This is a genomic window from Aminobacter ciceronei (genome assembly GCF_014138625.1).
Taxonomy (GTDB): Bacteria; Pseudomonadota; Alphaproteobacteria; order Rhizobiales; family Rhizobiaceae; genus Aminobacter; species Aminobacter ciceronei.
The window spans coordinates 33,858-57,510 of the sequence record NZ_JACJHY010000024.1 but is presented as its reverse complement, the minus strand read 5'-3'; the positions used below and the strand labels follow the sequence as shown (position 1 = coordinate 57,510).

The following is a 23,653-nucleotide window of genomic DNA, read 5'->3' as shown; positions in this document are numbered from 1 at the left end:
TTCAGGCCTTCATGGTGACAGCTTGCGGGTCGTCCGCAATCAGTGCGTAGAGGTAGTGGTCATGCCATTCGCCGTTGATCCTGAGGTAGGATCGCAAAAGTCCTTCGCGCCGGAATCCGGCTTTTTCAAGCACGCGTACGGAGCGTGCGTTGTCGGGGATACAGGCAGCCTCGATCCGGTGCAACCGAAGCGTATCGAAGGCATGCCGCACGACCAGCTTGAGGGCATCGACCATCAGGCCCCGGCCGGCATATCGCTCGCCGATCCAGTAGCCGATATGCCCTGTCTGGGCGACGCCGTAGCGTATGTTGCCGAGCGTGATGCCGCCGACGAGCTTGCCGCTCGCATTTTCATAGATGAAGAAAGCAGCCGCGGTGCCCTGGATGAATTCGTCCTGGTAGCGCGCAAGGCGAATGCGCCAGGCTGAACGGTCGAGTTCGTCGGGCGCCCAGCGCGGCTCCCACGGTTCTAGGAAAGAGCGGCTTTCCCCGCGCAGCGTGACCCATTCGTGATAGTCGCGCCAGTTTGGCAGGCGCAGATTGACGCGTTCGCCTCTCAGTGCCGGGGTATCGCGGCGAAAAAGCGAGAGCGAGAACATGCGTGCAAATGCTGCTCAGACGGCGAGCTTGCGGGCGGTTGCCTGTGCGCCCGGCAGCGAGTCCAGGATTGATTCGTAAGGCGCCAGCGTGCCGACGGGACCAACCGCGGTGATGGTCGGGCGGGTCGAGAACAGCCGCGACGACAGGTCGGTCAGGCGGTCGACGGTGAGTGCGCCGAGCCGTTCCATCAGCTCTTCCTTGGCGATCGGACGGCCGAACAGCAGGAGCTGGCGCGCGATCTGCGAGGCGCGGCTGGAGCAGCTCTCGGCCGACATGATCAGGCCGGCGCGATACTGCGCGCGGGCGCGGTCCAGCTCTTCGAGCAGGATGTTCTCGCCGGTCCGCTGCAGCTCGTTGATGATGACGGGAATCAGTTCGGCGATGTCGCTCTGGCCGGTGGCGGCATGGATGCCGAAGATGCCGGTGTCGGAAAAGCCCCAATGGAAGGCATAGACCGAGTAGCAGAGGCCGCGCTTCTCGCGCACTTCCTGGAACAGTCGCGAGGACATGCCGCCGCCGAGGATCATCGACAGCACCTGCGAGGCGTAGAAGTCGCGCACATGGTAGGCGCGGCCTTCGAAGCCGAGCACGATCTGCGCGTCCATCAGGTCGCGGTCTTCGCGGAAGTCGCCGCCGACATACTGCGCATACTGCGGAATGGCGCTTTCGGCTTTGGAGCGGAAGTTGCCGAGGCGCTTTTCGACGTGGCGGACGAACTCGTCATGCTTGACGTCGCCGGCAGCGACCACGACCATCCGCTCAGCGCCGTACTGGCGGGTCATGAAGTCGTGAAGATTGGCGGAGGTGAAGGATTTCACCGTCTCCGGCGTGCCGAGGATCGAACGGCCGATGGTCTGGTGACGGAAAGCGGTTTCGGTGAAGCGATCGAAGACGATGTCGTCCGGCGTGTCGTGCGCGGCACCGATTTCCTGCAGGATGACGTGCTGCTCGCGTTCGAGCTCGTCCGGGTCGAACTCCGAATCCTGGAGAATGTCGGACAGGATGTCGACGGCCAGTGGCACGTCGTCTGACAGCACGCGGGCGTAGAAGGAGGTCGTTTCGACCGATGTGGCGGCGTTGATTTCGCCGCCGACATTTTCGATCTGCGAGGCAATCTGGAAGGCGGTCCGGTTCTTGGTGCCTTTGAAAGCCATGTGCTCGAGCAGGTGGGCCATGCCATGTTCGTCGTCACGCTCGTTGCGCGCGCCGGACTTGACCCATGTGCCGAGAGCGACTGTCTCTACGCTTGGAAGTGTTTCAGTGGCCACTGTCAGGCCGTTCGACAGACGGCTTACCTCAACACCCATGTTACGCGTACTCCCTAATCCGCCACTCGTGTGCGGCGGCTAATGTAATCTTCCACCATTTTTATCTCTGATGGAAGTACCGTGAACTTTTCCTTACGTTCCATCAGCCCCGACAGCCATTTTGGCAAAGCAGGCTCGATGCCGCTGGCTGCAAGTACGGCGGCGGGGAACTTTGCCGGGTGCGCGGTGGCGAGTACGACCATTGGCACATCGCTTTTGGGCAGGCTGGACGCGACATGCACGGCGGTCGCTGTGTGGGGGTCGAGCAGGTAGCCGCTCTTGTCGAGCGTCGCGCGGATGGTCGCTGCGGTCTCGGTCATGTCGGCGCGCCCGGCACCGAACTCGCCGCGGATCGCAGCCAGCGCCGGGGCCTCGATGGTGAATGCACCGGACTGCTTGAGGCTGGCCATGTAGCGGCGCACCACCGCTGGATCGCGGTCGGAAGCCTCGAACAGCAGGCGCTCGAAGTTGGACGAAACCTGGATGTCCATCGATGGCGAGGTGGTGGCCACCACGCCGGTCTGGCGGTACTCGCCGCTCTTCAGCGTGCGGTCGAGAATGTCGTTGTCGTTGGTGGCGATGACCAGCTGGTCGATCGGCAGTCCCATCTTCTTGGCGGCATAGCCGGCGAAGATGTCGCCGAAATTGCCGGTCGGCACGGTGAACGACACCGGCCGGTCGGGGGCGCCGAGCGAGATGGCGGAGGAGAAATAATAGACGATCTGGGCCATGATGCGGGCCCAGTTGATCGAATTCACGCCCGACAGCTGAACACGGTCGCGGAAGCCGTGGTCGTTGAACATGTCCTTCACCAGGCCCTGGCAGTCGTCGAAGTTTCCTTCGATCGACAGCGCATGCACGTTGGCGGCGTCGGAGGTGGTCATCTGGCGCTGCTGCACCGGCGAGACGCGGCCATGCGGAAACAGGATGAAGATGTCGGTGCGTTCGCGCCCGGCAAAGGCCTCGATCGCAGCGCCGCCCGTATCGCCCGAGGTTGCCCCGACGATGGTCGCGCGCTGGCCACGTTCGGCAAGCACATGGTCCATCAGCCGCGCCAGGAGCTGCATGGCGACGTCCTTGAAGGCGAGGGTGGGACCATGGAACATCTCGAGCACGAAGCTGTTGGCGCCGGTCTGGACCAGTGGGCAGACCGCTTCGTGGCGGAACGTGCCATAGGCTTCGCGAACCAGGCGCTCGAAGACATCAGGCTTGATTTCGCCACCGAGGAACGGGGTCAGCAGTTTGATCGCGAGATCAGGATAGCTCAGGCCTCGCATCGCTCGGATTTCGGCGGGGCTGAAAGTCGGCCACTGCGCCGGGAGGTAAAGGCCGCCGTCGCGTGCCAGGCCGGCAAGTACAGCATCAGAAAATCCGAGCGTGGGCGCTTCCCCACGGGTGCTCACATAGTGCATATCTATCCAATCCAAGGCTATGCGACCTGCTGCCTGTCGGCAGGACGGGAAAACTGCGCTCCGTCAGTCGCATTTTTGCCGCGCGGTTGATATAGAACGACTGCTTTGCGAGAGGGAAGTGCAGTTCATGGTGTTTCGTTTGATCGACGGCCGTTTTCTGACGGCTTTGGCGACCGCCGGCTTTATGCTCGCCGTCACAGGCTGCCAATCAGGCGGCAGCGGCGGCTTTTTTAGCCCTCCCGCCCCGAAGGATCCCAAGGTGATCGCGGCCGAAGAGGGCAAGATCCTGGCCAGCGAACTGCTTGCCTACTGCCCCAACATCACCTTGCGTGACGGCACCGCCTTCTTCAACAGCTATGCCAAGGGCGGCCAGGACGACCCGGCAAAGCTCGTCCATCAGTCGGCGATCACCGACGTCACCCGCAGCTGCACGCGCGCCGATGGCACGATGACCATCAAGGTCGGCGTTGCCGGCAAGGTCGTTGTCGGTCCTGCCGGCGGTGCCGGTACGATCACCATGCCGATCCGCGTCGCGGTGACCCGTGGCGAGGAGGTGCTTTATTCCGAGCTGCACAAGAACGCCGTGCAGGTGACCGATCCGTCGGTGGCGACACAGTGGGTGTTCACCGTGCCGAACATCAACATCCCCAATCCGACGGCGCGCGACATCGTGATCTATGTCGGCTACGACGAAGGTCCGGCGAAGAAGCCCGCCCAGCAGTAACGTCTCGGCCAGACGATCCGGAGCGCCGCGAAGCACGCAGCACCGGTTCGCATGCCAGAAGCGCCCGCGTCCAAAGGAGGACGCAGGCGCCGGCAATGCCTCAAGCGGCGTTTCGCTGCTGTCGTTCCCTGACCAGTGTCTCGACAAGCGCGTCGACCTCGGCTTCGGCCTTTTCGATCGATGCCTTTAGTCTGGCGTCGGCGAATTCGTCGAACTCGATTGCCACCGACCTGATGTCGGTGATCCCGATGTAGTTGAAGGCGGTCGCGATGCTGGCCTCGACGTGGTTGAGCGCCTCGATCCTGCCGCCCTTGCCATAGCCGTGGTCGCCGCGCGAAGACAGGATGACGAGTGTCTTGCCGGCGCCGGCGAGCAGCGGCCAGTAGGGATCGCCTAGCCGCGACCGGTCGAAGCCGAAGGTGCGGCCGACCCGCACGATGTTGTCGATCCACGCCTTGAATTGTGCCGGCGGCGCGAAATTGTACATCGGCACGCCGGCAACGATGATGTCGGCCGCAAGCAACTCGTCGATCAAGCCATCACTTTCGGCAAGCGTCTCGCTCATCCAAGGCAGGCGTTGCTCCGGCTTGGTGAACGCGGCGTGGATCCAGGCGCCTGACACCGGCTGTGGCGGCTGCTGGCCGACGTCGCGATAGACGATGTTTTCATCGCTGCCATGGGCAGTGCGCCATGCCAGCGCAAAACGCGCACCTAGGCGCCGGCTGTGCGATCCGAACGGATTCTCGGCTGAAGAATGTGGTCGAGCGCTGGCGTCGATATGCAGGATCCGGGTCATTTCAAGGGTTCCTATAAGATAGAGAAATTCATGTGAGCGCGCGCGGTGCGGTGGCGTGCCGCTCACGTTCCATATGAAAATAATGGGTGATATGGTGCCTGGCGAAATCGAATTCGTCATGCAATGGATGAGTTGAAATCATGCATCGCCAACTGCCTCCGCTTGCGACGCTGCGTGCCTTCGAGGCCGCCGCCCGTCATGCGAGCTTCAAGCAGGCCGCTTGGGAACTGGGCGTTACGCCAACCGCCATCAGCCATCAGATCAGGCTGCTGGAGCAAACTCTGGCCTTGCGGCTGTTCGATCGCCGCACGCGGCAGGTGGTGCTGACGCGTGAGGGGCGTGAGCTTTACCCGGTATTGCGCGACGGTTTCGACGCGTTCGCCGAAGCGCTCGACCGTGTCTCGGAGCGCCGCCGCAGCGTGGTCACGCTTTCGGCCACGACCTCATTCACCGCGCGCTGGCTGGTGCCACGGGTGGCGTCGTTCCGTGAGCGATATCCAACTGTCGACCTCAGCCTGCATGCGTCGGACGATCCTGTCGATTTTCGCACCGGCATCGCCGACGCTGCCGTGCGGTATGGTCGCGGGCCCTTTCCGGATCTCAGTTCGACCTGGCTGATGGCCAATCGCTTCGCGCCGGTGTGCAGTGCCCGCCTGGGCTTGAAGACGCTTGACGACATGCGCCATGTCACGCTGCTCCATTCGCGATGGAGGCACCCGAATGCCGACACGCCGACATGGCGGCGCTGGTTCGACGCGGCTGCGGTTGACGGCGTCGACGCCGATGCCGGCATCAGCTTCAACGACGACGGCCATGCCGTGCAGGCGGCGGTGGCCGGGCAGGGCGTGGCGCTGCTCAGCCTCGTGCTCGTCGCCGACGATCTTGCGTCAGGCGTTCTGGTCCAGCCGTTCGGGCCGGCGATCGACGGCTATGATTTCCACCTCGTCCATCCCAGGACGCCGCGACCGGAGGTGCGCATGCTGAGCGAGTGGCTGCTCGATGCGCTGGGTTCAGGGCATTGAACGTTCAGCTGTCCTTGTGGCGCTGGTAGTAGCGCGCGACGCGCATGCGGTTGCCGCAGCGCGCCGCAGCACACCAGCGTCGGCGACTGCTCGCCGGCAGAAACAGCATGGTGCAATCCTCGGCTTCGCATTTGCGGATGGTGCCGACGCCGGGGTCGGTCAGCACAAGTGCCACTGCTTCGGCAAGATGCGCGGCGAGATCGGCGATGACCGAGCCGGTGCGCCTTGGCGCCACCACCAGTGACGACCCCGACCATCGCAGTTCGAGATGAACCGGCGCAGCAGACAGCGTCCGGTTGAGTTCGCGCAGGCTGGCGTCTGAAGGCGCCTTGCCGTGCCTGATATTGTCGACGAGCTGGCTCGCAGTTTTGCGCACCGCGTGAATGGCGGCGAGGTCGGCTTGCGACGCCTCTGCCAGAACATTCCCGCCATATTGTGCCAGCCGCTCGCCCTGCAGCGCCACCCAGGTCCGCAACCCGTCAGGCGTTGCCAGATGGTCGATGCTGTCGGTGCCGCTGCGTGCGCGCGTGTTGATCAGGTCCAGCCCGAGCAGCTCGCCGGTGAGAGGGGGAATGTCGGCGCTCATGCTAACTCCAAAAATTGCCATTGACACATTAGGTGATTCAGCCAAGATTGCTAATGCGTAATTCTACATTGAAGGCATGTGAAATGACAATCCTGGCTTTTCCTCGCGTGGCCCATCGTTATCTCGACGTCGATGGCATCCGCGTCTTCTACCGCGAGTCGATCCCGGCCCAGGCCGGCCTTGACGCGCCGGTACTGCTGTTGCTGCACGGCTTTCCCTCGGCTTCGCACCAGTTCCGCCGACTGATCGACGCCATTGGCAACAGCTACCGGGTCATCGCGCCCGATTATCCCGGGTTTGGCCACAGCGACGCGCCGCTCCCGACAAGCGCCGGCGGCACGTTCGGCTACAGCTTCGACCGCCTCGCCGACACGATGGAAGGCTTCGTCAAGGGACTGGGGCTGGACCGCTTCGTCGCTTATCTCTTCGACTTTGGCGCGCCGGTCGGTTTTCGCCTGGCGACGCGGCATCCTGAATGGTTTGCCGGCCTGATTGTCCAGAATGGTAATGCCTATGAAGAGGGCCTGTCGGACGGTGCCCGCGACTTCATCGCCTTGCGGCCGGATCAGCCCGACGCGGAGCAGAAGATCCGAGACCTGCTGACGCTTTCAGGCACGCGCTTCCAGTACGAGACCGGTGTCGGACAGTTGGAACTGCTGGCGCCGGACGGCTGGACGCTCGACCAGCATTTCCTCGACCAGCCCGGTCGCAAGCAGCCGCAGGTCGACCTGGCGTTCGACTACCACAGCAACGTCGCGCGTTACGGCGAATGGCAGGCCTGGCTGCGGCGCCACCAGCCGCCGACGCTGGTCGTCTGGGGCAAGGACGATCCGTTCTTCCCGGAGCCGGGCGCCCATGCCTTCCTTCGCGACGTGCCGGAGGCCGAACTGCATCTGTTTCAGACCGGGCATTTCGCCCTGGAGGAGAAGCTGCCCGAAATCGTGCCGCTGATCGCCGATTTTATCGATCGGACGTGGTCCGGCAGCTAGTTGCCCTGTCGCAAGGCGAGGAGTTTTGTCAGCCTCGCCGTTGCGGCCTCCACCCCATATCTGGCGACGCAGCGGTCACGCAGGGCTGCCGTCTGCTGCCCGAAACGGGCGGGGCTCGAGGCGACCTCGTCCAGCCGCCGGACGAGGTCTGCGACGCTGCGCGGATCGAAGAAGATCGCCAGATCGCCTGCTATCTCGCGGAAGACCGGCAGGTCCGAGCAGATGACCGGCAGGCCGAACAAGGCGCCTTCGACGATGGGAATGCCGAAGCCTTCACTCAGGCTTGGAAAGACAAGGGCCGAGGCCGAGCGCAGCAGCTCGGCCTTGTGGTCATCGGTAATCTGGCCGACGAAACGGACGTTTGTGCCGGCGCGTGGAAAATTGCTGGCCGGGACGTTGCCTATGATCACCAGCTCGGCACGGTCTGCCATGCCGGCGAAGGCTTCGACCAGAAGGGCGATGTTCTTGCGCGGTTCGTTGGAGAGGATCGAGACGAATCTCGGCCGCTCTGGTTTCGGTGTGGCGCTTGCAGTCTGTGCGGCCGACTGAAGATCGGGCCGAATGACCGGCGGGAAGAGCGACGCAGGCAGTCTTGCAGCGTGGTCGGGAAAGCGGCTGTTGAATTCGTCCCTGGTTGCTGCCGAGACGAAGATCAACTCGGTCGCCTGGTCGAGAGCCGTCCTGAATTTCTGGTCGAAAGTGAACCTGTAGCGTCCCGAGAGCTCGTCGAGCGGGATGAGGTCGTGGATCACCAGCACGACCTGCGCGCCTTGGTCCGTGACCGGTTGCACGTAGTGGAAGGCGTCCATCAGCACGATGTCGAAGCCGCGTGCGTCGACAGTCGGAGGCGGCAAGTCATAGGACGCCCGCAAGGTACTGTCGCTGTAGAAGCCGGCGACGGGCATGAAGGCATCGATCCAGGCGAGGTGCGGCGCTGCCTTGTCTATCTCCGTGGGGCCCGGCGTCGCGGCAGGGACCAGCTTGCGCACCGGCAGTCGAGAGAAGACCGCAGACCGGTCACGTTGGCGCCGCGACTGGACGTATTTTACGTAGAGATGTTTCCAATGCGGCCTGTGACGGATAGCGCCATCGACCGTGCCTTCGACGAGGAAGCGGATGATCTCGTCAGGCGACGACGGGGCCGCTTGCTGCGTCTCGACGAGCAGCGTCGTTTCGACACCGAGGCGCTTGCAGCAGGCGAGCAGGCCGGCGCTGTAGTTGAGAATGCCGCGCGCCGGCGTCGGCGTCCCCACGCTCTCGCTGATCAGCAGCAGCCGCTTGCTCATTGCGCGGCCGCGTTCGTCAGGCGTGTTCCGACCACATGCTGAGTGCCCGGATCACGCCGCCAAGGTCGGTCCAGCGGCGAATCACCGTCTCGGCGCCGGCTTCGGTCAGCGCGTCGGCATGGCCGGGATAGCTGTGGGCGCCGCCGGTGAAGCCGATGACACGCATGCCGGCCGCAACGGCGCCCGAAATGCCGTGCACCGAATCCTCGATGACAAAGGTCCTGGCCGGGTCGGCGCCATAGGTCATTGCGGCGTGCAGGAAGACATCGGGCGCGGGCTTCGGCTTCTTGCTCGGCGTTTCCAGCGCCGAAAAGATGCTGCCCTTGAACAGCGGCAGGATGCGGGTGCGCTCGAGCATCATCTCGATGCGTTCGCTGGTCGAGTTGGAGCAGATGCAGCGCGGCGCGGTGACGGCGGCAACGGCCTCGTGAACGCCGTCGATGGCGCGCACGTCGGTCTTCAGCTTGCGGTCGACAAGCTCCTCGGCCTGACTGATCAGCGAGGCCTGGAAGGGGATCGCCGCCTTCTCCTCGATCTTCAGCATGATGTCCTTGAAGGTCAGGCCGGCATAACTCTCGGCGATCTCTTCGGCAGATATCTCAAAACCGGCTGCGGTCAGCAGTTCCGCTTCGACGCGGGCGGCGATGATTTCGGAATCGACGAGCACGCCGTCGCAATCGAATATCACTAGGTCTGGCTGGGTCATGGCAGTCCGGGAAGCTGGGGCGCCGTCGGGGCGCGGACGGAAAAGTTCAAGGCGCGGCAACTACACCATTCCAGCCCGATCCGCAAATTAGAACGCTCGCTTCATCAATTGTTTACGCTGATCGGTAACCATAACGGCGAGTAAATAGTAACGCGTCATCCCGGGTATCAGAATGTCAGCAGTGCGTCCTCTCGACCAGCTTTCCCGCACGCCAAAGCCGTCCGAATGGCTCGACACCATCATCAAGGGCGACTGCGTGGCGGCGCTCGACAAATTGCCGGCGAACTCCGTCGACGTCATCTTCGCCGACCCGCCCTACAACCTGCAGCTCGACGGTGACCTGCATCGTCCGGACCAGTCGAAGGTCGACGCGGTCGACGATCACTGGGACCAGTTCGAGAGCTTCGGCGCCTACGACGCCTTCACCCGCGCCTGGCTGCTTGCCGCCCGCCGCGTGCTGAAGCCCAACGGCACGATCTGGGTCATCGGCTCCTATCACAACATCTTCCGCGTCGGCGCGACGATGCAGGATCTCGGCTTCTGGATCCTCAACGACGTCGTCTGGCGCAAGACCAACCCGATGCCGAACTTCCGCGGCCGCCGTTTCCAGAACGCCCATGAGACAATGATCTGGGCTTCGCGCGACCAGAAGGGCAAGAACTACACCTTCAACTACGACGCGCTGAAGGCCTCCAACGACGACGTCCAGATGCGCTCGGACTGGCTGTTTCCGATCTGCACCGGCGGCGAGCGCCTGAAGGACGACGACGGCAACAAGCTGCATCCGACGCAGAAGCCGGAAGCGCTTCTGGCCCGCATCATGATGGCCTCGACCAAGCCGGGCGACGTGGTGCTCGATCCATTCTTCGGCTCGGGAACGACGGGTGCGGTTGCCAAGCGTCTCGGCCGCCATTTCGTCGGCATCGAGCGCGAACAGGCCTATATCGACGCCGCCAACGAGCGCATCGCCTCGGTGCGTCCGCTCGACGGCCCGTCGCTGACGGTGCTGACCGGCAAGCGCGCCGAGCCGCGTGTCGCTTTCGGCAGCCTGCTCGACATGGGCCTGCTGGCACCTGGAGCGACGCTGTACGATGCCAAGAAACGCTGGGCGGCAAAGGTCCGCGCCGACGGCACGCTGGCGATCGGCGACACCGCCGGCTCGATCCACCGCGTCGGCGCTTCAGTGCAGGGGCTCGACGCCTGCAACGGCTGGACCTTCTGGCACTATGAGCGTGCCGGCGGACTGACCCAGATCGACGAACTGCGCCGCATCGTCCGTGTCGGCATGGAAAAGGCGGGAGCCTGAAGCTTCAGCCGCGCCGGACCGTCCGGCGCGCGCAGGCATCATCGGTCGCCGGTTCTGGACCTTCAGCGACCGCGCCGCGCCTGCCATAGCAATCGAATTCCGGCAGCCAAACTAGCCAGTCCGGGTTCGCCGATCGGCCGGTTTCCAGTCACCGTCCGATCCCGAGACGCTCGAGGTCCGCCTCGAGCGTTTTCGCATTTGTGAACAGCACCGCCTGCCAGCCGGCGTCGATGGCGGCATTCACGTTCTTCTGGCTGTCGTCGATGAACAGCGAAGCCTTTGGGTCGAGGCCGAAGGTCTCGACATGCAGGTCATAGATGCGGCGGTCCGGCTTGATCAGGCCGACATCGCCTGAAACCGTCACGCCGCGCGGCGTTTCGAGGAACGGGAAACGGCCGCGCGCCTCGCGGAACGTGTCCGAGGCCCAGTTGGTCAGCATGGTGACGTCGTGGCCGGCAGCGACGAGACCCTCCATCAGCGCGACGCTGTCTTCATAGTGATGCGGCACCATGTCGTGCCAGTGCAGGCGGAAGGCGCGAATGTTCTTTTCATGCTCGGGGAAGTCGGCGATCAGCAATGCCTCGGCTTCTTCCCAGCTTCGGCCGCGGTCCTGCTCGATATTCCACTCGCTGGTGCAGACATTGTCAAAGAACCAGCGCCGCTCGACTGCATCGGGAATGATACGGCTGAAAGGGATATCTGGGTCGTAATGGATCAGAACCTTGCCGATGTCGTAGACGATGTGGCGGATCTCGCTCATGACTTTCCCTGGTGTGCTCGTTTCATTGCGCCGGGTATGGCAGCTTCGATGACCTTTTTCATGACCGTTGGCAAGGCTTCGCCATTGAGCTCGTCTGCCGCCGACCAGAAATGGCCGTCGAGCGCGGTTCGCGAGGCGACGTCGGCGCGGAACACCTCGAGGTCGAGCGAAAAATGGGTGAAGACGTGGTTGATGCTGCCGGCGCGTCGCCATTGGGCGGGAAAAGGCGCGCTGTCTGTGTCCGTCGCGCCGTCGATGCGCGAGGTCCAGCCTGTCGTTGGCACTTCGGTCATGCCGCCGAGCAAGCCCTTGCCCAAGCGCTTGCGCAGCAACACGGAGCCATCAGGCGTGACGGCGACGAAGGCAGCGCCGCGTCGCATCGGCTTGTCGGCCTTGGGCGGCTTGACCGGATAGAGCTCGGGGTCGCCATTGACGATCGCGCTGCAATCGGCGCGCAGCGGACACAACATGCAGCGCGGCCGGCGCGGCGTGCAGATGGTGGCGCCGAGATCCATCATCGCCTGGGCGAAATCTCCGGGCCGTGCGACAGCCAGCATGCGTTCGACATGGGCACGGATTTCCGGCTTGGCCTCCGGCAGCGGCGTCGAGATCGAGAACAGCCGTGTGACCACGCGCTCGACATTGCCGTCGACCACTGCCGCAGGCCGCATGAAGGCGATGGAAGCGATGGCAGCCGCCGTGTACGGCCCGATGCCGGGCAGGGCGCGCAGACCATCCTCCGTTTCAGGAAACTGGCCGCCGGGCAGGGCGGCGACAGTCTCGGCGCAGAGCTTGAGGTTGCGGGCGCGGGAGTAATATCCGAGGCCGGCCCAGGCCTTCATGACGTCTTCGGTTTCGGCTGATGCAAGTGCCGACACGTCGGGCCATTTCTCCAGGAAGGCCCTGAAATAGGGTTTCACCGCCTCGACGGTCGTCTGCTGGAGCATGATTTCCGACAGCCAGACGCGGTAGGGATCGGGTCTCAGGCCCTTGGCGAGCTCACGCGGCGGCATCCGCCAGGGCAGTTCGCGATGGTTGGCATCGTACCAGCCGAGCAGATCGGCGGCGATCCTGTTGTCGGCGGCGTCGGCATGCTTGCGGGTCGGTGCTGGGGATGCCATTGGTGGTCGGAACTGCCTTCGGCTTTACATGTCGACAAGGTTACCTGGAGAACGACATGGCAGGGAAAAGATGGACGGGCAATCCCGTTCCGGTCAGCGATCTGGCAAGCGCCATCCTCGATCCCGTCCTGCGCAAGCGCACCGGCATCTCCGTCGGGCTTGTCCAGTCCTGGGAAGAGATCGTCGGCCCACGCCTGGCCCACAACACGCGGCCCGAGAAGATCCAGTGGCCGCGGCGCATGCATGAGGATGATCCGTTCGAGCCGGCGGTGCTGATCGTCGCCTGTTCGGGGCCGGCAGCACTCCATCTCCAGCATGAAACCGGCGAGATCATCAGCAGGGTCAATTCCTTTCTCGGCTTCAACGCCATCGGACGCATCCGCATCGTGCAGAAGCCGGTGGCGAACACGGGTGCCAAGCCGCGTCCACGCCTGCGCAAGCTGACCGATGCGGAGCAGGGCAAGCTTACCGGCGCAGTAAGGCTCATCGAGGATGAAGGACTGCGAGCGTCGCTGGAAAAGCTGGGCGCGAGCATCCTGGGCAGCCGAAAGTAGAAAATGCCGGCTTTCTCGCGCTTTCGTGATTGAAACTGCGGCAAATTGCGATTGGTTTGGGGACAGCCATGCCTTAATTCGCGCCAACTATCGCTTTCACGTAACCGCACATTGCAAAATCCAACCATCGTCAGGTGATTCGTATGCTTCGTTCGATTTCTCGCAGGACCGCACTTACCGGGCTCGCAGCCGTTTCGGCCGCGGCGCTGCTCTCCGCTTGCAGCGACTCCGGCGAGCAGGCCAACGCAGCAACGCCCAAGCCTGCCGAGCCGGCGACGCCGGCTGCCACGCCGGCCGCACCCGCAACGCCTGCCCAGGCGGTGAAGGTGCCCGAGGCACAGGGCTCGGTCGACATGGCCAAGCTGCTCGAAGCCGGCACCCTGCCTGACATGCAGCTCGGCAAGGCCGATGCACCCGTCACCATCGTCGAATACGCCTCGATGACCTGCCCGCATTGCGCGCATTTCCACGAGACGACGCTGCCGGCGCTGAAGACCAAGTACATCGACACCGGCAAGGCTCGCCTGATCTATCGCGAGTTCCCCTTCGACCCGCTGGCCGAGGCCGGCTTCATGCTGGCACGCTGCTCGAAGGACAACTACTTCCCGATGGTCGACGTGCTGTTCAAGCAGCAGCAGAGCTGGGCCGGGTCGCAGAACCCCAAGGATGCGCTGCTGCAGATCTCCAAGCTCGCCGGCTTTACACAGGAGTCGTTCGAGGCCTGCTTGACTGACCAGAAGCTTCTGGACGATATCAGAGCCGTGCGCGCCCGCGGCGAGAACGATTTCAAGGTCGACTCGACGCCGACCTTCTTCATCAACGGGAAAGTCTACAAGGGGGCAATGACGATTGAGGAAATGTCGGCGGTTATCGACGGCATGCTCTGACAGGCTCATGGCACCGAGGCAACACGGCTTCGGTGCACCCTTCCGTGCGGACTGGCGCGAATGAAGTTTTCGCGCCTCCGCCTTCTCGGTTTCAAATCCTTTGTCGAGCCCGGCGAGTTCGTCATCGAACGCGGGCTGACCGGCATCGTCGGGCCGAATGGCTGCGGCAAGTCCAATCTCGTCGAAGCGTTGCGCTGGGTGATGGGCGAGAGCTCATACAAGAACATGCGCGCTTCCGGCATGGACGACGTCATCTTTTCCGGTTCCGGCACGCGCCCGGCGCGGAACACTGCCGAAGTCACGCTGTTCCTCGACAATAGCGACCGCACCGCGCCCGCTTCCTTCAACGATGCCGACGAGCTGCAGGTGTCGCGTCGTATCGAGCGCGAGGCCGGCTCCGTCTATCGCATCAACGGCAAGGAAGCCCGCGCCAAGGACGTGCAGCTGCTGTTTGCCGACCAGTCGACCGGCGCGCGCTCGCCCTCGATGGTCGGGCAGGGCCGCATCGGCGAGCTGATCCAGGCAAAGCCGCAGGCACGCCGCGCGTTGCTCGAAGAGGCCGCCGGCATTTCCGGTCTGCACACCCGCCGCCACGAAGCCGAGCTTCGCCTGCGCGCCGCCGAACAGAATCTCGAGCGCCTCGACGATGTCGTCGGCGAGCTGGAAAGCCAGATCGAAAGCCTGAAGCGGCAGGCGCGCCAGGCATCACGCTTCAAGAACCTGTCGGCCGACATTCGCAAGGCGGAAGCGACGCTGCTGCATTTGCGCTGGACGCTGGCCAAGGCGCAGGAGGGCGAAGCGCAATCGGCGCTGGCCACCGCCACCGCTGTTGTCGGTGACCGCGCCGCCTCGCAGATGGCGGCGGCCAAGGACCAGGCCGTCGGCGCCCACAAACTGCCCGAGATGCGCGACGCCGCGGCTGCTGCCGCCGCAACCTTCCAACGCCTGTCCATTGCGCGCTCGCAGCTCGAGGAAGAAGCCGGCCGCATCAATTCGCGCCAGAGCGAGCTCGACCGCCGCCTGCAGCAGCTCGATGCCGACATCGCCCGCGAACAGCGCATGATCGGCGACAATGCGGCAATCCTGGCGCGTCTCGATGCCGAGGAGAAGGCGCTCAACGACGAGAATGCCGGCGCGACCGACCGCGAGACGCATACGCGTGCCGCCTTCGAGGAGGCGATGGCGACGCTGGCGCTGACCGAGGCCGAGCTTGGCCGCCTGACCGCCGAACGCGCCGAGGCGGCTGCCGGCCGCACCCAGGCCGAACGCGCCATGCGCGACGCTGCCGAACGCCGCGACCGCTTCGCCCGCCAGCTTGCCGAACTCGACCGCGAGGCCGGCGAGATTGCGGCGCGCATTTCGGCGCTGGCCGATCCGGCGGAAAAGCAGATGCTGGCCGAGGCGGCGCAGGAAGCGCTCGAGGAAGCAGAGTTCGCGGCAACCGAGGCCGAGCGCGCCGTCACCGAGGCACGCCAGGCCGAGGCTTCGTCGCGCACGCCGCTGCAGGAAGCCAAGGCCGAGCTGGCGCGGATCGAAACCGAAGCACGCACGCTGGCCAAGATCATCAACGCAGCGTCTGGTGATCTCTTTCCGGCGGTGCTGGAGCAGATCGGCGTCGAGCGCGGCTTCGAGACAGCCCTGGGTGCTGCCCTTGGCGACGATCTCGAAGCAGCGCTCGACCGCGCAGCACCCGTACACTGGGGTGATGCCAAGCTGGCTCCGACTGACCCGAAGCTGCCCGACGGCGTGCGCAGCCTCGCCGAGGTCGTCCGCGCGCCGCATCAGTTGGCGCGCCGTCTCGCCCAGATCGGCGTCGTCGATGCCGCCGATGCGACAAGGCTGCAGCCGCTGCTTGCGCCGGGCCAGAGGCTGGTGAGCAGGCAGGGCGCGCTGTGGCGCTGGGACGGGCTGACGGCCAGCGCCGACGCGCCGACCGCAGCAGCGCAGCGTCTCGCCCAGAAGAACCGGCTCGCCGAGCTCGACGCCGAAGCCGTCCAGGCGACGCTTGTCGTGCGCGCCGCCGAAGAGGCCCTGGCGCGGGCGGAAAACGCCGTTCGCGAAAACACCGAGGCCGAACGCCAGGCGCGGCAGGCATGGCGCGACGCCCAGCACCATGTCGGTGCGGCGCGCGACGCGCTTGCCCAGGCCGAAAAGGCCGCGGGCGAACTGACCAGCCGTCGCGCGGCGCTGGATGAAGCCCGCGCGCGCGTCGCCGATGCGCATGAGGAAGCGCAGGCCGGCTATGTCGAAGCCGAGGACATGCTGGGCTCGGCGCCTGATCTTGCCGACCTGCAGGCGCGGCTCGAACAGCTGTCCGGTGCGGTGGCGCGCGATCGCTCCGCGGTTGCCGATGCACGCGCCGTGCATGACGGCCTCAACCGTGAAGCCGAGGCGAGGGGGCGCCGTCTCAGCGCGATCGCCGCCGAGCGCCAGAGCTGGGTGCTGCGCGCCGAAAGTGCCGCCGAGCAGGTCGAGGCGCTGGCTGAGCGGCGCGAGGAAGCAGCCGCCGAACGCGAGACGCTGGCCGAGGCGCCCGACGAACTCGACGCCCGCCGCCGAACCTTGATGTCGGAGCTGACGCGCGCCGAGGCCACGCGCAAGGAAGTCTCCGACCGGCTGCAGGAGGCGGAGAACAAGCAGTCCGTTCTCGACAAGGCCGCAACCGCTGCCATCCAGGGATTGGCCGAGGCGCGCGAAGCAAGAGCCCGCGCCGAGGAGCGCCTGACCGCCGCCGACGAACGTCGGCGCGAGGTCGAGGCGCGGATCCAGGAAGTGCTGGCGACGCCGCCGCATCTGGTGATCAAGCATACGGGCCTCGAAGCCGACGATCAGATGCCCGATCCCGGCGAGGTCGAGCGGACGCTGGAGCGGCTGAAGATCGAGCGCGAGCGGCTGGGCGCGGTCAATTTGCGCGCCGAAGAAGAGCAGAAGGAGCTGTCCGACCGGCTGGAGGCGATCGTCTCCGAGCGTGAGGACATCATCGAGGCGATCCGCAAGCTGCGCCAGGGCATCCAGGGCCTGAACCGCGAGGGCCGCGAGCGCCTGCTGGCCGCCTTCGATCTGGTCAACGGCCACTTCAAGCGCCTGTTCACCCATCTGTTTGGTGGCGGCACCGCCGAGTTGCAGCTGATCGAGTCGGAAGATCCGCTCGAAGCCGGTCTCGAAATTCTCGCCCGCCCGCCCGGCAAGAAGCCGCAGACGATGACGCTTTTGTCCGGCGGCGAGCAGGCGCTGACGGCGATGGCGCTGATCTTTGCGGTGTTTTTGACCAATCCGGCGCCGATCTGCGTGCTCGACGAGGTTGACGCGCCGCTGGACGACCACAATGTCGAGCGCTTCTGCAACCTGATGGACGAGATGGCGGCATCGACCGAGACGCGCTTCGTCGTCATCACCCACAATCCCATCACCATGGCGCGTATGGACCGGCTGTTCGGCGTCACCATGGCCGAGCAGGGGGTGAGCCAGCTGGTGTCGGTCGACCTGCAGGCTGCTGAATCGCTCCGCGAAGCGAGTTGATCTCCAGCGTTCGCGCAGCGAACTGCTTCAAGCGCTCGCGCAGCGAGCTGCTCCCGATCGCTTCGCGTAGCGAGCTGCTTCGACTGTTCGCGCAGCGAACTGGTCTGCGCTGGGCAAAGCGAGCTGTCCCGGAAAAGGCTACTTGAGCTTGAGGCTGTAGTGCTTGCGGTGGCGCCGGTAGTTGATCTGGCGCAGCGCGGTCTGGCCGAGCGCCTTGACCGACACAGTCCAATGCCGCCTCAGCTTGACCTCGTTGCGATCGGCCTCGATCAGGCTGCCGCCGAGTTCGGCGCTGACGTCGGTCACCAGATTGGGCTTGATCGAGAGCACGCGCAGCTTGAGTTCCCAGAAGAACTTTATGTCTTCGTCGATCTGGCGGTAGACGGTGGCCCGGCTCAGGAAACTTTCCGCGCCACGCCGCGTGATGAGGTAGCCGACCATGCCGGCAGTCGGGCTGCCATGCGAAACGATGGCGATGTCGGCGACGGCGACGGAGTCCACCACCGGCCGATCCTGGAAATCGAACAGCTTGAGGATGTCCCATTCGACAGGCGCTTGCTGCAGCGCCGCTATGCGGGCGGCAAAGGCTTCCGGCTCCAGCAGGCGGAAATCGTCCTCGAGGATGAGAGCCGTTGGCGCATCGGTGTCGAGGAAGGCGCGCATCGCCTTGCGATGGCTGGCATAGGCCGCCACTTCGGCCGGCGCCAGCGGGCGCTTGGAATGCCTGCGGTTCTGCCTGGCGTCGTAAAGCTGAATGGTTTCAGCACATTGAGGGGTGAGGCCTTCGACGAACGCGAAGGGCCACGAAAGTGCTGAAAGCTGTGCGTTCGCCGACTTGCGCCGGGGCCCAGCTTCGGCATCCACTGTCACGACAAAGGTGACCGGCAACGACGAAGTCATATAGTGGCTCACTTATATGCGTGTACCGCTAAACTACGCGCAACCATTGGGCAACATGGACACGCGTTCGAATGCAACGATATTTTGTGCGGTGGTTGAATCTCATAAACTCGGCGCAACGTATAGTAGGAAAATGGCAAATGTCGCAAAAGCAGCGCTCCGCCTGACGCGACCGCATTACCGCGACCGCCTTAAGAAGCCGCGGCTTCGCCGAGCAGGTAGGAAAGCGCCATGTTGCGCTCGTCGTCGTTCAATATGTCCATGTCGAACAGCTTCATGCTGCGCAGCCCTTCAATGACCAGAAACGCCACCATCAGCTTGGCCGTATCTGGTGTTTCCGACTTCAGGCGGTCGAGCAACTGGCGCTTGAAGTCCCTGACAGGATTGAGGAAATCGGGGTCTTCGGCAAGTGCTGCGAGCACTCCGGCCGCTGACGGCTGCTTCTGTTCGCACTCCCGCGCCGACAGTTCAATGTAGGCGGTCAGACTATTTTTGGTGGCATCGCCGTGCTTTGACGCCTCTGCCTCCAGCGCATCCTCGAAACTCTTGAGATAGTCCTGGACCAGCGCCTGCATGAGCTTGGCCTTGGTCGGGAAATTATACAGCAATCCGCCTTTCGACACGCCGGCGCGCTGGGCCACCGCGTCGAGCGACAAGTTGCCCGGGCCGACGATGTCGGCAAGCTCGCTGGCCGCGGCCAGAATCTTGTCGCGTGAACTCGGTCGATGACCAGCCATCGGCGCTACCTCCTGAAAGTTCACTTTATCGTATGTTGACAATACCGTCCAGACGGTACAGTAAGCCCGCCGCCCTTGGGTTTTCGCCAAAATGGGTCCATTGTGCACCGCAACCCATCCGGGGATATGCGGTTCCAAATCGATTGGGGTCTCCTTTGATCAAGCGTCTCATCATCGCTCTCGTTCTGCTTGTCCTTGTTTGTGGCGGTATCGTCGGCTTCAACATGTTCCGCGACAATGCGATCCAGCAGTTCTTCGCCAACATGCCGGTCGCGTCGGTGACGGTGGCGACCACCAAGGTCGAACCGGCTCCCTGGACGCCAGGCATTGAAACGATCGGCACGGTCAATGCCTCGCAGGGCGTCGACCTGACGGTCGAGCAGGCAGGCATCATCAAGGACATCAATTTCGCCGCCAACCAGCGCGTCAAGCAGGGCGACGTGCTGATCCAGCTCGACGACACCGTCCAGCAGGCGGACCTCGCCGCATCCAAGACCCAGGCCGCGCTCGACCAGCAGTCGCTCGACCGCGCCATCGAGCTGCAGCGCCGCGGCGTCGGTTCGGAAGTGGCGCTCGATGCCGCCCGTGCCACCGCCTCGACCTCGGCGTCGCAGGTGCAGAAGCTGCAGGCCGTGCTCGACCAGAAGCAACTGCGTGCCCCGTTCAATGGCACCATCGGCATTCCCAAGGTCGATGACGGCCAGTATCTCGCCCCCGGCACCATCGTTGCCACCCTGCAGGACCTCGACACCATGCGTGCCGACTTTTCCGTGCCCGAGCAGCAGCTCGCCTCGCTGAAGATGGGCCAGCCGGTCGTCTTTGGTGTGACCGCCGACGACATGGCCTTCAAGGGCGCTGTTGTCGGTATCGATCCCAAGGTCGATCCGCAAAGCCGCCTGGTTTCGGTCCGTGCCGAGATCACCAATCCTGACGGCAAGCTGAGCCCCGGCCAGTTCGTGCGCGTGCGCGTTGAGCTGCCCCGGGAAGATGGCGTGCTGGCCGTGCCGCAGACGGCGCTGACCACCAGCCTCTATGGCGACTATGTCTATGTCGTGCGTCCGGCCGAGGCCAAGCCTGTCGCCGAAGGTGCGGCCGCACCGGCTGCGGCAGCCGCCGCAGCACCGGCGGAGGCCAACGCTGAACCGGCGCTCACAGTCAGCCAGGTCTTCGTCAAGGTCGGCCGCCGTTCGGAAGGCCGCGTCGAGATCATCGAAGGCATCAAGCCTGGCGACGAACTTGTCATCGCCGGCCAGAACAGGCTGACCAACGGCACCCCCGTCAAGGTCGACAACACGGTCTCGCCGGTCACCTCGGCCGATGCCAAGGCGGCTGCAAAATGAGTTTTTCAGACATCTTCATCCGCCGCCCCGTCCTGTCGACGGTGGTCGCCCTCATGATCCTTCTCCTGGGCTTCCAGGGGCTGTTCAACCTGTCGGTGCGCCAGTACCCCAAGGTCGAGGAGACGGTGATCACCATCACAACCGTCTATCCCGGCGCCAGCGCCGACCTGATCCAGGGCTTCATCACGGCACCGATCGCCGCCGCCGTGGCGACGACCGAGAACATCGACTATGTGACCTCGCAGAGCCGGCCGTCGTCGAGCACGGTGACCGTGCAGATGGAGCTTGGCTCCAATCCCGACACGGCTCTGACCGAGGTGATGTCCAAGGTCCAGCAGGTGCGCGGGCAACTGCCGTCCGACGCCAAGGATCCGACCATCGTCAAGGGAACAGGCCAGCAGTTCGCCATCATGTATCTGGCGATGCAGAACCCGAACATGAGCTCGGAGGAACTGACCGAATACATCCAGCGCGTCATCCGTCCGCGCATGTCGACGATCGAGGGCGTTGCCGAAGTCCAGGTGCTCGGTGCCGCCAACTATTCGATGCGCGTCTGGGTCGACCCGGTGAAGCTCGCCGCGCGTGGCCTGACTGCAGCCGAAGTGCTGCAGGCCATCAACGCGTCCAACTTCCTGTCGGCGCCCGGCAAGACCAAAAACGAGTATGTCGCCTACTCGATCACCATGAAGTCGACGCTGCAGACGCCGGAATCCTTCGGCGAGCTGCCGCTCAAGTCGGACAACGGCAACGTCGTCAGGCTGCGTGACGTCGCCCATGTCGAACTGGCCGCCGAAAGCACCGACACGGTGGTCAATTTCAACGGCCAGCCCGGCACCTTCATCGGCATCTTCCCGACGCCGTCGGCCAACCCGCTGAATACGGCGGCCGCGGTCATCAACGAGCTGCCGGCAATCAGCGCCAGCCTGCCACAGGGCATGACCATCACCATGGTCTATGACTCGACCGAGACGATCAGCGCCTCGATCGAAGAGGTGTTCAAGACCATCGCCGAAGCGGTGGCCATCGTCATCGTCGTCATCCTGCTGTTCCTCGGTTCGTTCCGCTCGGTGCTGATGCCCGTGGTGACGATCCCGCTGTCGCTGATCGGCGTCTGTTTCATCCTGTTGATGATGGGCTACTCGATCAACCTTCTGTCGCTTCTGGCCATGGTGCTTGCCATCGGCCTTGTCGTCGACGACGCCATCGTGGTGGTGGAGAACATCCACCGCCACATGGAGGAGGGCATGTCGCCGATGCAGGCGGCGTTCAAGGGCATGCGCGAGATCTTCGGGCCGGTGGTCGCGATGACCATCACGCTTGCCGCGGTGTTCGCGCCGCTCGCCTTCACCGGCGGCCTGACCGGTTCGCTGTTCCGCGAATTCGCGGTGACACTTGCCGGTGCGGTCATCCTGTCAGGCTTCATCGCGGTCACCATCACGCCGATGATGTCGGCGCGCATGCTCAAGGCCGGCAACCACAGCCGCTTCGCGCAGTTCGTCGACCGTTCCTTCGAACGCATCGCCAACCGTTATGAACGCCTGGTCGCCGGCTCGCTGAAATACCGGCCGGTGACGTTGCTGATCGTCGTCGCACTCGTCGGCGTGACCGGCTTCATGTTCTTCAAGACGTCGAACGAACTGGCGCCGGAAGAGGATCAGGGAGCGCTGTTTGCGCTGGTCACGGCGCCGCGCTATGCGACGACGGAGTACACAACCCTCTATACCGACCAGATCCGCGACCTCACCAAGGACCTGCCGGAGCTCAAGACCAGCTTCTCGATCGTCGGCATGGGCGGCGCTACCAATTCGGGCTTTACCGTCTGGGTGCTGAAGGACTGGGCCGATCGCACGCGCTCGCAGAAGGAGATCCAGGCGGATATCCAGGCACGCCTATCCAAGGTCAGCGGCGTCGAGGCATTGGTGTTCGCACCGCCCTCTCTGCCGGGCGCCGGCGGCGGTCTGCCGATCTCGATGGTCATCCAGTCGACCGGCGATCCGAGCCAGGTCTTCGAGGTGGCCGAACAGATCAAGCAGAAGGCGCAGGCCTCCGGCCGCTTCATCGTCGTGCAGAACTCGCTGTCCTTCGATGCGCCGCAGGTCACGGTCACCATCGACCGCGACAGGGCGGCAGCGCTCAACCTGTCGGTGCGCGACATCGGCACGACACTGAGCCTGCTTGTCGGCGGTGGGTCGATCGCCGAATTCGACCGGGATTCCAACAGCTACGACATCATCATGCAGGTGCCGGAGGAATACCGGAACAATCCCGAGAAGCTCGGCGAGTTCTTCGTCCGCAGCGTCAACGGGCAGATGGTGCCGCTGTCGGCTGTCGTGTCGATCCAGACCAACTCCTCGCCGGCCTCGATCGACCAGTTCAACCAGCTCAACTCGGCGACGATCTCGGCACTGCCGGTGCCCGGCGTCACCACCGGCGATGGTCTGAAGGTGATTGAAGACATTGCCGGGCCATTGCTGCCGGCCGGCTTCTTCATCGACTATTCCGGCCAGTCGCGTCTGGAGAGCGAGCAGGGCAGCACCATCCTGATCGCCTTTGGCCTGGCGATCGTGGTGATCTACCTGGTGCTGGCGGCGCAGTTCGAAAGCTTCCGCGACCCCTTCATCATCATGATGTCGGTGCCGCTGTCGATCTTCGGCGCCATCGTGCCGCTCAATCTCGGGCTGGGCACGCTCAACATCTACACCCAGGTCGGTCTGATCACACTGATAGGACTGATCACCAAGCATGGCATCCTGCTGGTCGAATTCGCCAACCAGCAACGTGAGGAGCATGGGCTGTCGCGCAGCGAGGCGATCATCGCTTCGGCCAAGGTTCGCCTGCGGCCGATCCTGATGACGACGGCGGCGATGGCGCTGGGCGTGGTGCCGCTGATCATCGCTTCGGGCGCCGGTGCCGCCGCGCGCTATTCGATGGGTCTGGTGATCTTCTGCGGCGTGATCGTCGGCACGATCTTCACCTTGTTCGTGGTACCGATGTTCTACACCTTCATCTCGCGCAAGGACCTCGCCGCCCATGTCGAGGAACCCGACGCCGCGCAGATGGCGGAACCCGCCCACCATCACTGAGCGGATGATCTGAAATGAA

Annotated in this window: 20 protein-coding genes; 9 read left to right on the top strand and 11 right to left on the bottom strand. The window is 64.2% G+C overall.

From position 1 onward, the window contains the following. Position 1 precedes the first annotated feature (1 nt). The 3 genes from HNQ95_RS22470 to thrC are packed head-to-tail and all read right to left on the bottom strand — an operon-like array spanning position 2 to position 3,318. Positions 2-598: a GNAT family N-acetyltransferase gene (locus HNQ95_RS22470; RefSeq protein WP_067964560.1), complete on the bottom strand. Its 597-nt coding sequence runs from the start codon at positions 596-598 to the stop codon at positions 2-4. A gap of 15 nt (positions 599-613) precedes the next feature. Then, positions 614-1,906, bottom strand: coding sequence for a M16 family metallopeptidase (locus tag HNQ95_RS22465; protein WP_067964558.1), 1,293 nt, complete (start codon positions 1,904-1,906; stop codon positions 614-616). A 14-nt stretch (positions 1,907-1,920) separates the two neighbouring features. Continuing rightward, positions 1,921-3,318 carry a threonine synthase gene (gene thrC / locus HNQ95_RS22460; protein ID WP_182575266.1) on the bottom strand — a complete coding sequence of 466 codons (1,398 nt, stop codon included), beginning with the start codon at positions 3,316-3,318 and terminating at the stop codon, positions 1,921-1,923. Between the two features lie 127 nt (positions 3,319-3,445). Here thrC and HNQ95_RS22455 point away from each other — a divergent pair, with 127 nt between their 5' ends. After that, a complete protein-coding gene (locus HNQ95_RS22455; protein ID WP_067964554.1) occupies positions 3,446-4,042 on the top strand; it encodes a hypothetical protein in 597 nt (198 codons plus the stop codon). A 100-nt stretch (positions 4,043-4,142) separates the two neighbouring features. Here HNQ95_RS22455 and HNQ95_RS22450 read toward each other — a convergent pair whose 3' ends face one another. After that, positions 4,143-4,838, bottom strand: a complete 696-nt coding sequence (locus HNQ95_RS22450) for an FMN-dependent NADH-azoreductase (protein WP_182575267.1) — start codon at positions 4,836-4,838, stop codon at positions 4,143-4,145. A 140-nt stretch (positions 4,839-4,978) separates the two neighbouring features. Here HNQ95_RS22450 and HNQ95_RS22445 point away from each other — a divergent pair, with 140 nt between their 5' ends. Beyond that, the gene (locus HNQ95_RS22445) at positions 4,979-5,860 is read left to right on the top strand and encodes a LysR substrate-binding domain-containing protein (protein WP_182575268.1); all 882 of its coding nucleotides are present in this window, start codon (positions 4,979-4,981) and stop codon (positions 5,858-5,860) included. A 4-nt stretch (positions 5,861-5,864) separates the two neighbouring features. Here HNQ95_RS22445 and HNQ95_RS22440 read toward each other — a convergent pair whose 3' ends face one another. Then, positions 5,865-6,446, bottom strand: a complete 582-nt coding sequence (locus tag HNQ95_RS22440; protein WP_182575269.1) for a CGNR zinc finger domain-containing protein — start codon at positions 6,444-6,446, stop codon at positions 5,865-5,867. 107 nt (positions 6,447-6,553) lie between these two features. On the opposite strand from HNQ95_RS22440, the gene HNQ95_RS22435 reads away from it, so the two are divergent. Further along, the gene (locus HNQ95_RS22435; RefSeq protein WP_312874165.1) at positions 6,554-7,435 is read left to right on the top strand and encodes an alpha/beta fold hydrolase; all 882 of its coding nucleotides are present in this window, start codon (positions 6,554-6,556) and stop codon (positions 7,433-7,435) included. Here the strand turns inward: HNQ95_RS22435 and HNQ95_RS22430 are convergent. Together HNQ95_RS22430 and HNQ95_RS22425 are read right to left on the bottom strand one after the other, a co-directional pair. Next, positions 7,432-8,721: a glycosyltransferase family 4 protein gene (locus HNQ95_RS22430; protein WP_182575271.1), complete on the bottom strand. Its 1,290-nt coding sequence runs from the start codon at positions 8,719-8,721 to the stop codon at positions 7,432-7,434. The two genes, HNQ95_RS22435 and HNQ95_RS22430, sit on opposite strands and share 4 nt — an antisense overlap. Positions 8,722-8,737: 16 nt before the next feature. Further along, a complete protein-coding gene (locus HNQ95_RS22425; RefSeq protein ID WP_182575272.1) occupies positions 8,738-9,427 on the bottom strand; it encodes an HAD family hydrolase in 690 nt (229 codons plus the stop codon). A 172-nt stretch (positions 9,428-9,599) separates the two neighbouring features. On the opposite strand from HNQ95_RS22425, the gene HNQ95_RS22420 reads away from it, so the two are divergent. Then, the gene (locus tag HNQ95_RS22420) at positions 9,600-10,733 is read left to right on the top strand and encodes a site-specific DNA-methyltransferase (protein WP_067964541.1); all 1,134 of its coding nucleotides are present in this window, start codon (positions 9,600-9,602) and stop codon (positions 10,731-10,733) included. Between the two features lie 148 nt (positions 10,734-10,881). Here HNQ95_RS22420 and HNQ95_RS22415 read toward each other — a convergent pair whose 3' ends face one another. Together HNQ95_RS22415 and mutY are read right to left on the bottom strand one after the other, a co-directional pair. Next, positions 10,882-11,493, bottom strand: a complete 612-nt coding sequence (locus HNQ95_RS22415) for an HAD family hydrolase (protein ID WP_182575273.1) — start codon at positions 11,491-11,493, stop codon at positions 10,882-10,884. Then, complete coding sequence (gene mutY / locus HNQ95_RS22410) at positions 11,490-12,614, bottom strand: A/G-specific adenine glycosylase (RefSeq protein ID WP_182575274.1); 1,125 nt, start codon at positions 12,612-12,614, stop codon at positions 11,490-11,492. Before mutY ends, HNQ95_RS22415 begins: the two co-directional genes overlap by 4 nt. Before the next feature lie 56 nt (positions 12,615-12,670). Between mutY and HNQ95_RS22405 the strand changes: the two genes are divergently transcribed. From HNQ95_RS22405 to smc, 3 genes are all read left to right on the top strand, one after another. Further along, positions 12,671-13,168 (top strand): DUF721 domain-containing protein, encoded by a 498-nt coding sequence (locus HNQ95_RS22405; protein ID WP_067964536.1) that lies wholly within the window; start codon positions 12,671-12,673, stop codon positions 13,166-13,168. 143 nt (positions 13,169-13,311) lie between these two features. Continuing rightward, on the top strand, positions 13,312-14,055 hold the full coding sequence (locus HNQ95_RS22400; RefSeq protein WP_182575275.1) for a DsbA family protein: 744 nt from the start codon (positions 13,312-13,314) through the stop codon (positions 14,053-14,055). A 60-nt stretch (positions 14,056-14,115) separates the two neighbouring features. Beyond that, positions 14,116-17,574 carry a chromosome segregation protein SMC gene (gene smc / locus HNQ95_RS22395; protein ID WP_182575276.1) on the top strand — a complete coding sequence of 1,153 codons (3,459 nt, stop codon included), beginning with the start codon at positions 14,116-14,118 and terminating at the stop codon, positions 17,572-17,574. Positions 17,575-17,712: 138 nt separating this feature from the next. On the opposite strand, the gene HNQ95_RS22390 is transcribed toward smc, so the two are convergent. Next, entirely contained in the window at positions 17,713-18,474 is a 762-nt protein-coding gene (locus HNQ95_RS22390; protein WP_157097150.1) for a glycosyltransferase family 25 protein, read from the bottom strand. A gap of 191 nt (positions 18,475-18,665) precedes the next feature. Continuing rightward, entirely contained in the window at positions 18,666-19,349 is a 684-nt protein-coding gene (locus HNQ95_RS22385) for a TetR/AcrR family transcriptional regulator (RefSeq protein ID WP_312870962.1), read from the bottom strand. 17 nt (positions 19,350-19,366) lie between these two features. Here HNQ95_RS22385 and HNQ95_RS22380 point away from each other — a divergent pair, with 17 nt between their 5' ends. Together HNQ95_RS22380 and HNQ95_RS22375 are read left to right on the top strand one after the other, a co-directional pair. After that, positions 19,367-20,551, top strand: a complete 1,185-nt coding sequence (locus tag HNQ95_RS22380) for an efflux RND transporter periplasmic adaptor subunit (protein WP_067964524.1) — start codon at positions 19,367-19,369, stop codon at positions 20,549-20,551. Next, the gene (locus HNQ95_RS22375) at positions 20,548-23,634 is read left to right on the top strand and encodes an efflux RND transporter permease subunit (RefSeq protein ID WP_182575277.1); all 3,087 of its coding nucleotides are present in this window, start codon (positions 20,548-20,550) and stop codon (positions 23,632-23,634) included. The genes HNQ95_RS22380 and HNQ95_RS22375 overlap by 4 nt, the downstream gene beginning before the upstream one ends. The last annotated feature ends 19 nt before the right edge of the window (positions 23,635-23,653 follow it).

Bases quoted from the DNA above. Each gene is read 5' to 3' on its own strand.
- HNQ95_RS22430 (WP_182575271.1), bottom strand. From the start codon at position 8,721: ATGAGCAAGCGGCTGCTGCTGATCAGCGAGAGCGTGGGGACGCCGACG.
- HNQ95_RS22390 (WP_157097150.1), bottom strand. From the start codon at position 18,474: ATGACTTCGTCGTTGCCGGTCACCTTTGTCGTGACAGTGGATGCCGAA.
- HNQ95_RS22375 (WP_182575277.1), top strand. From the start codon at position 20,548: ATGAGTTTTTCAGACATCTTCATCCGCCGCCCCGTCCTGTCGACGGTG.
- HNQ95_RS22465 (WP_067964558.1), bottom strand. From the start codon at position 1,906: ATGGGTGTTGAGGTAAGCCGTCTGTCGAACGGCCTGACAGTGGCCACT.
- HNQ95_RS22440 (WP_182575269.1), bottom strand. From the start codon at position 6,446: ATGAGCGCCGACATTCCCCCTCTCACCGGCGAGCTGCTCGGGCTGGAC.
- HNQ95_RS22415 (WP_182575273.1), bottom strand. From the start codon at position 11,493: ATGAGCGAGATCCGCCACATCGTCTACGACATCGGCAAGGTTCTGATC.
- HNQ95_RS22420 (WP_067964541.1), top strand. From the start codon at position 9,600: ATGTCAGCAGTGCGTCCTCTCGACCAGCTTTCCCGCACGCCAAAGCCG.
- HNQ95_RS22400 (WP_182575275.1), top strand. From the start codon at position 13,312: ATGCTTCGTTCGATTTCTCGCAGGACCGCACTTACCGGGCTCGCAGCC.
- HNQ95_RS22425 (WP_182575272.1), bottom strand. From the start codon at position 9,427: ATGACCCAGCCAGACCTAGTGATATTCGATTGCGACGGCGTGCTCGTC.
- HNQ95_RS22455 (WP_067964554.1), top strand. From the start codon at position 3,446: ATGGTGTTTCGTTTGATCGACGGCCGTTTTCTGACGGCTTTGGCGACC.
- HNQ95_RS22405 (WP_067964536.1), top strand. From the start codon at position 12,671: ATGGCAGGGAAAAGATGGACGGGCAATCCCGTTCCGGTCAGCGATCTG.
- smc (WP_182575276.1), top strand. From the start codon at position 14,116: ATGAAGTTTTCGCGCCTCCGCCTTCTCGGTTTCAAATCCTTTGTCGAG.
- HNQ95_RS22445 (WP_182575268.1), top strand. From the start codon at position 4,979: ATGCATCGCCAACTGCCTCCGCTTGCGACGCTGCGTGCCTTCGAGGCC.
- thrC (WP_182575266.1), bottom strand. From the start codon at position 3,318: ATGCACTATGTGAGCACCCGTGGGGAAGCGCCCACGCTCGGATTTTCT.
- HNQ95_RS22470 (WP_067964560.1), bottom strand. From the start codon at position 598: ATGTTCTCGCTCTCGCTTTTTCGCCGCGATACCCCGGCACTGAGAGGC.
- mutY (WP_182575274.1), bottom strand. From the start codon at position 12,614: ATGGCATCCCCAGCACCGACCCGCAAGCATGCCGACGCCGCCGACAAC.
- HNQ95_RS22450 (WP_182575267.1), bottom strand. From the start codon at position 4,838: ATGACCCGGATCCTGCATATCGACGCCAGCGCTCGACCACATTCTTCA.